Origin of the sequence: Dokdonella sp. (assembly GCF_049593775.1) — a bacterium.
In the GTDB taxonomy this organism is placed as follows: domain Bacteria; phylum Pseudomonadota; class Gammaproteobacteria; order Xanthomonadales; family Rhodanobacteraceae; genus Dokdonella.
The window spans coordinates 1-6,516 of the sequence record NZ_JBAWHJ010000295.1 but is presented as its reverse complement, the minus strand read 5'-3'; the positions used below and the strand labels follow the sequence as shown (position 1 = coordinate 6,516).

General features: G+C 61.2%; 5 protein-coding genes. All 5 read right to left on the bottom strand.

Annotation, left to right across the window (positions count from 1 at the left end):
• A partial coding sequence (locus tag WBP53_RS10425; RefSeq protein WP_423928633.1) for a lamin tail domain-containing protein occupies nucleotides 1–2,440 on the bottom strand: 2,440 nt, incomplete at its 3' end.
• A 133-nt stretch (nucleotides 2,441–2,573) separates the two neighbouring features.
• On the bottom strand, nucleotides 2,574–3,629 hold the full coding sequence (gene rlmM, locus WBP53_RS10420) for a 23S rRNA (cytidine(2498)-2'-O)-methyltransferase RlmM (RefSeq protein WP_423928635.1): 1,056 nt from the start codon (nucleotides 3,627–3,629) through the stop codon (nucleotides 2,574–2,576).
• Nucleotides 3,630–3,678: 49 nt separating this feature from the next.
• Nucleotides 3,679–4,242 (bottom strand): nucleoside deaminase, encoded by a 564-nt coding sequence (locus tag WBP53_RS10415; protein WP_423928631.1) that lies wholly within the window; start codon nucleotides 4,240–4,242, stop codon nucleotides 3,679–3,681.
• The gene (locus tag WBP53_RS10410) at nucleotides 4,239–5,966 is read right to left on the bottom strand and encodes a glutamine--tRNA ligase/YqeY domain fusion protein (RefSeq protein ID WP_423928629.1); all 1,728 of its coding nucleotides are present in this window, start codon (nucleotides 5,964–5,966) and stop codon (nucleotides 4,239–4,241) included. Before WBP53_RS10410 ends, WBP53_RS10415 begins: the two co-directional genes overlap by 4 nt.
• A gap of 109 nt (nucleotides 5,967–6,075) precedes the next feature.
• Complete coding sequence (locus WBP53_RS10405; RefSeq protein ID WP_423928627.1) at nucleotides 6,076–6,387, bottom strand: DUF3253 domain-containing protein; 312 nt, start codon at nucleotides 6,385–6,387, stop codon at nucleotides 6,076–6,078.
• Nucleotides 6,388–6,516 lie beyond the last annotated feature (129 nt).

The following is a 6,516-nucleotide window of genomic DNA, read 5'->3' as shown; positions in this document are numbered from 1 at the left end:
CGATATTCGGACCCGTCAGGTCGATCACGTTGGCTGCATTGTCATAGGTGCCCTGGATCAGGCCGGTCATGTTCACGAAACCATCACTGAACTGATAGTCATTGAAGTCACCAATGACGAGCAGCGGACGATTCGGCTGTGCGATCTGCTCCTGCTGAACACGCGCTGCCATCGAACTGGCCTGGGTGAAGCGCTTGAGTCGATTGCGATCGACATCAGCCTGGGTGCAGTTCGTGCCTGACGGCGCGTCTACGCAGCTTCGCGATTTCGGGTGAACCACGATTGCAGCGAAGGCCTGGCCCGAGAACGTGGCTTCGAGCTTCAGGGCGGGGCGATCATGCAGTTCGTGCATCAGGCCGTCGCGCGGATCCAGCCACATTTCGTCCCTGTCGAACTGGGTGACGACCACGTTGCTGACCCGGTCGCCGCGCACCAGATAGCCGACGTCGATGCCGCCGCCGTCATTGCCTTCCTCGAGAAACGCCGTATAAGTCAGGCCGAAATCGAGCGCGATCCGATCCGCAAGCATCTGCAATACGGCGAGGTTCTCGACTTCGACCACTCCCAGCACGTCCGGCAGTTCAAGCACATTGCCGACGTAATCGGACAGGCGCGATACCTTCAGTGCGAGAGCCGGCGCATCCGGTTCGCCACCATTGCCGCAGGTGTAAGTTGTGTTTGCCAGCGTGTCGCACAGGCGCAGCATGTTGAAGCTGCCTATGCGCAATTCCTCACCAAGCTGGCCTGGCTTCACTGCGCGGGGGAGCACGTTGGGTTCAATCACCGTGAAACTGGTGGGCCAGACTTCGTAGTCACCAAAGTTGTAGGCGACCACGCCGGTTGCGCTGAAGCGGCTGCCTCCGGTGATGGCGGTATTCGGGGGCACAGCGCCAAGGGCGTCGGCATCCAGTTCAAAGATGTGCGGGTTGCCGCTGAACATTCCTGCATCCGGATTGTCGGCGCCGGGCACCAACGGATAAAGCAGGCCTGGCGTGCGCAAGGATCGCGTGCCGGAGGCCGAAACGAAGACCTGCGCATAGTTGTCGCTGCTGAAATACGGATTGGCCCGGGCGACAATGCCGTTGTCGATCTGCACCAGCATGCCCTCGAAACACTCGAAATTGCTGGTCGAGCAACTGAGCATACCTGGATCCTGCGATGGCGTGTCGGCATCGAAAATGACTGGTGCCGGCAGGCCGTTCATGGTTGTCGTGATGACCAGATTGCCGATATTGGTCAATTCGGTGGTGCCGAAATATTCGACCACGTCACCCACCAGGTCGACCTCGTCTCCAACCTGCACCGTGGGTGTCGAGAAGGTGTAGACGTAGATTCCTTCCGAAGTCATCGGATCGGCATCGGCGTTCGCGTCGCTGGACTGCATGAAAAAGCCCTGTGTGCCGACTGCGGTAACAATATTGTCGCTGGTTGCAATGCGCTGGCCAGCAACCGGCGAAGACTCGCCGGCACCCTGGATGCCGTGGATGGGTAGTGAGCCGATGTCGTCGTCGCGGATCGTCCCAGTCGCATTCAGGCTGACTGGCAGGGCGCCATCGACGTTGGTCAGCTCAAGCGTGAATGCGCGGTCTGGCTCGGTGGTCGTGTTCGCGATCACGTTGATCGTGATTGTCTGCGAATTGGCGCCTTCGAGAATGGTTTCGCTGCCACTTGCCGCCTGATAGTCGGTACCGGCGATAGCCGTGTCGTCGGCCGTCGCGTAGTCAAATGTGATGCCTCCGGCCGGTGCAGCTTCGCTCAACTGGACCGTGAATACGAACGGCGTGAGCCCGGCATCACCCTCGTCGATGGCCAGGCTGGCGACACTGATCGCGAGCGTGCCGGGGCCTCCGCAGGGTGCAGTCGCGGCTGCAGTATTTCGCGGTGTTGCTGCACCGATACTGAAATCACTGCCGTTGTTGCCGGTATTCGTGCATCCGCCGCTCTTTCGAATTGCAGCCGTGGTGTTCGACATTGCGCCCACCGGATTCGGGCAGTTTGCGGAGCCGGTTCCCACCAGATCGAGCAGGGTACCTCCGGCAGGACACGCGCCAGTCAGTGCCGTTGTCGAGTTGGCCAGCGCGACCTTGACGTTGCTGCCGGACATCGCCGTCGTGCCAGTCGCATCCGGCGTCGGGAGTGGGGTGGAGCCACCAGCGCCCTGGGCCTGCTGTATCAGGTAGTACTGGCCAGGCTGGAGGACGACGTTGGTCAAATTGGTGACGCCCCAGGAGGTTCCGCTGGAAGACGCGTACTGCACCGACCAGCCGTTCAGATTCTGCGGACTCGCTCCGGCATTGAACAGTTCGATGAAATCATGGGTGTAAGTCGCCCCCGAATTGCCGCCGCCGCCATAGACCTGGCTGATGACGACCTGGGCGCTGGCCGGGCTCGCATGCGAGAGCAGCAAGGCTGCGAGCAGAAATCCTCTGGACTGGAACATGAACTCTCCACGGGTTTGATCAAGCAGAAAATGATAGCCGTGGATTTTGACACTGTCATTGCGCAACATGTATTGATTGTCCCGAAGATTTCGGGTAGCAAGCCATGGCTGTCCGTAGTGGTCGGGCGGGCTTTCAGATCGCCCTGGCGAACACCGTGATCTCCTCGCGATCGTGATAGAGGTGGCGAGCCCGCCATTCGATGCGCTTGCCGGCCTTGCTGGCGGCGTCCTCGATCAGGCTGCGACAAATCTGCACCTCGTCGTAGCGTTTCTTCATCGGCAACTTCAGATTGAAGATGGCGTGGCGACACCAGCCCTGGGCGAGCCAGTCCGCCATGCGCGCAGCGACTTTTCGCGGCTGCTCGACCATGTCACAGACGAGCCAGTCCACGGGCTGGGGTGGGCGATAGCGAAATCCGTCTTCGCGCAAATGGGTGAGCAGGCCTGAGTCGATCAGCTTCTGGTCCATGGGGCCGTTGTCAACGGCAGTCACGTGCATGGAGCGGCGCACAAGCTGCCAGGTCCAGCCTCCAGGTGCCGCGCCTAGGTCGACAGCCGTCATGCCGGGCTTGAGCCATCGCTCGCGTTCGCCTGAGTCGAGCAGCATCAGCAAGGCCTCTTCGAGCTTGAGCGTCGACCTGCTGGGTGCAGCCGAAGGAAAACGCAGTCGCGGGATGCCGCCGGGCCAGGTGGATGTCCGGCTTGTCTGTGCTTCGGCAACGAAGGCGGTCTGGGCGTCGATCAGGCAAACGTGCAGCCGCCAAGGTGAACTCGAATCGATCAATGATTCGCGCTTCAGGTTGGCAACCAGGGCATTTCCCAGCGAGCGGCACAGGCCAGCAAGTTCACGCGCTGCATCGCTGTCGGGCGATTCAATCCATGCATCGCTATAGCCATGGCTGTTCGAGCGGATCGCCGGCATCAGCACGCTGAGACGGTCTTCACGCGGGAGTTCGTCGATCCGCGAGCGAAGACGCAAGAGTTGCCTGGCGAAAGTCAGGCCGTGCCAACCGACAGACTCGGCGAACTGCCTTGCCGCTGATGCATCGGGCAAGATGAGTTCAACGAAGCCACTGTCGCGCTTGCTGCGCACGAATCCGCCGGTCAGGAGTCTTGCATCCTCGGTGGCAAGCTCCTGCGCACACTCGCCCTCGAAGCCGGGGCGACAATAGGCGAGCATGCCGTGCATGGTCTGAGTCATGAGTGCAGCGCTCCCGGTGCAACCTCAGGTTGCGGATTCAATAGCTCGCGCCGGCCATGCGTCGGTACAACTCGAATACTCCGCGGGCCTGTTCGCGCCATACATCTCGACGAACTTCGATGCCGCGTCTTTCGAGCTCACCGATCCAGTCGGCGGGAAGAGGCCCCTCGTCAAACTCGCTCAGTTGCATGACATCCTCACTGCGTGCACCGATCACCAGTACATCAATACCGGCCCAGAAACTGGCGCCGTAGCACATCGAGCAGGGCTGGGCGCTGGTCACGAGCAGGTAGCGAGCGCCGTCGTCGTTCAGACGGAAGCGGCCGAGACGCGCCTGCGCGCTCATGAATGCGGTCATCTCGGCATGGGCAATCGAACACTGTTCGGGCACTACGCGATTGACCCCGGCCGCAATCAGTTCGCCATCTTCGCGGAAAATGGCGGCACCGAATGGGCCACCGGTTTCCAGTTCGACGTTGCGCCTGGCCAGGCCAATGGCCAGCTGCATGCGCGCAGCATCATCGCCGTAGACACGGGAAAAATCGATCTCCTCGTCGATCCAGTGGGGCAGGACCAGTTCAAGGCGATTGCGGTTGCTCACCGGGCTGGCCTGGCCCAGTTGTCGCGCAAGGTAACAACGCGATTGAACACCGGGCGGCGGGTCGAATGATCATGGCGATCGGCGACGAAGTATCCGAGACGCTCGAACTGGAACACGGATTCGGCTTCGGTATCGCCCAGTGATTTTTCGAGCCAGGCGTTGATCACGCGTCGCGAATCAGGATTGAGGTGGTCGCGATACGTCTTGCCGTCGGTATCGTCATCGGGATTGGCGACATCGAATAGCCGGTCATACAGGCGAACCTCGGCGGCCAGCGCGCTGCGCGCATCGACCCAATGAATGGTGCCCTTGACCTTGCGATCGGCGCCGCTGCTTCCGGATCGGGTTTCGTTGTCAAGGGTGCAATGCAGTGCCTGGACGGTACCGTCGGCATCCTTGATCACTTCATCGCAGCGAATGATGCCAACACCGCGCAGGCGGACTTCGGTGCCAGGCATGAGGCGATGGAACCCCTTGACCGGTTCTTCGAGGAAGTCATCCCGCTCGATCCAGAGATCGCGCGAGAAACCCACGTCACGTCGACCGAAGGACTCGTCCTTGGGATGATTCGGGAAACTCAGTATTTCCGCGTGATCCTCGGGCAGGTTGGTCAGAATGAGCCTCAGCGGATTGAGCACCGCAAGGCGGCGGCTGGCCTTGCCGTCCAGTACTTCGCGTACGCAGCCTTCGAGCACGCCATACTCGATCACCGAGTTCTGCTTGCTGATGCCGGCGCGATCCCAGAACGTCCTGATTGCTGCGGCAGGAAAGCCGCGACGTCGAGCGCCGGTCAGGGTAGGCATGCGCGGGTCGTCCCAGCCGTCGACGAGACCGTCCTGGACCAATGCCAGCAATTTGCGCTTGCTCATCACTGTGAAGTCGAGATTGCCACGGGCGAACTCGATCTGCTGCGGCCGGCTCGGTGCATAGCTCAACCCCGCCGCCACCACCGATTCAGCGAGCTCCGGGTGGGACGGAAGGTCGATGTGGTCAAGGCACCAGTCGTACAGTGGACGATGATCCTCGAATTCCAGCGTGCACAGCGAGTGCGTGATGCCCTCGATCGCGTCCGATATGCAATGCGCATAGTCATACATCGGATAAATCGGCCAGGCATCGCCGGTGTTCTGGTGATTGAGCTTGCGGATGCGATAGATGGCCGGGTCGCGCATGTTGATGTTGCCTGACGCCATGTCGATCCTGGCGCGCAGGGTGCGGGCGCCGTCGGCGAACTCGCCCGCGCGCATGCGACCGAAAAGGTCGAGGTTTTCGGAGACGCTGCGCTCACGATACGGCGAGTTTCGACCGGGCTCGGTCAGGGTGCCGCGGTACGCGCGAACATCTTCGGCGTTGAGGTCACAGACGTAGGCCTTGCCATCTTCGATAAGCTTCAACGCGCAGCGATAGAACACTTCGAAATAATCCGAGGCGTGGCGCTGCTCGGACCACTCAAACCCCAGCCACTTGACGTCCTCACGAATGGCCTCGACAAACTCGATGTCCTCGCGGGATGGATTGGTGTCATCGAAGCGCAGGTTGCAGACACCCGAGAAGTCGCGCGCGACGCCAAAATTGAGGCAGATGCTCTTGGCGTGCCCAAGGTGCAGGTAGCCATTTGGCTCGGGCGGAAACCGGGTATGCACCCTGCCGCCGTGCTTGCCGGCGCTTCGGTCGTTTTGCACGATCTGGCGGATGAAATTGGTTGGAACTGTAGGTTCAGTCATGCGGAGGCAGCCGCCCGTGGCGGTTTGAGGGCAATCAAGGAGTTTAACGGAGCAGCAGCACAAACGGTTGGCAAGACGCCCGAAGTGCTGTCGGGAAAGTTTCGGTGCGTTAGCCGCGTTGGGCGCTACGCTGGCCTGGAAGCGCCCGCAGGCGAATCCTGACCGGCCCGCGCGCGACCCTGATGTCGACGACTTCTTCGTGCTGGATCGCCTCGATGACGCCAGCGTCGGACAGGGCGGCGGCGATGGTCCGCACCGGACGCATCAGGTCGTGCCAGTGGAAGCCGATCCGGACAGCAAGGGTTTGCGCGGCCTCGCTTACGCAGATCGTGCGTCCAGGACCACGCTCAATCAGCAACTCGAGCATGCACTCGCGAATGCGTTCGGCGAAGGCATCTTCGGTGAAGGACTTGCTGATCAAATCGGAAAACCCCGTGCAGCATCAAAAGGACACGTCCATCGGCACAAATCGCAGACCTTCCCTGTCTGCGCCGGTTAGCCCCCTGAGCTGCTCCGCTTGCACACAACCGTGCCGCGAACAGGCCATTCC

What these genes read in the sequence shown, in the direction of transcription:
- rlmM (WP_423928635.1), bottom strand. Translation starts at nt 3,629, where the DNA reads ATGCACGGCATGCTCGCCTATTGTCGCCCCGGCTTCGAGGGCGAGTGT.
- WBP53_RS10410 (WP_423928629.1), bottom strand. Translation starts at nt 5,966, where the DNA reads ATGACTGAACCTACAGTTCCAACCAATTTCATCCGCCAGATCGTGCAA.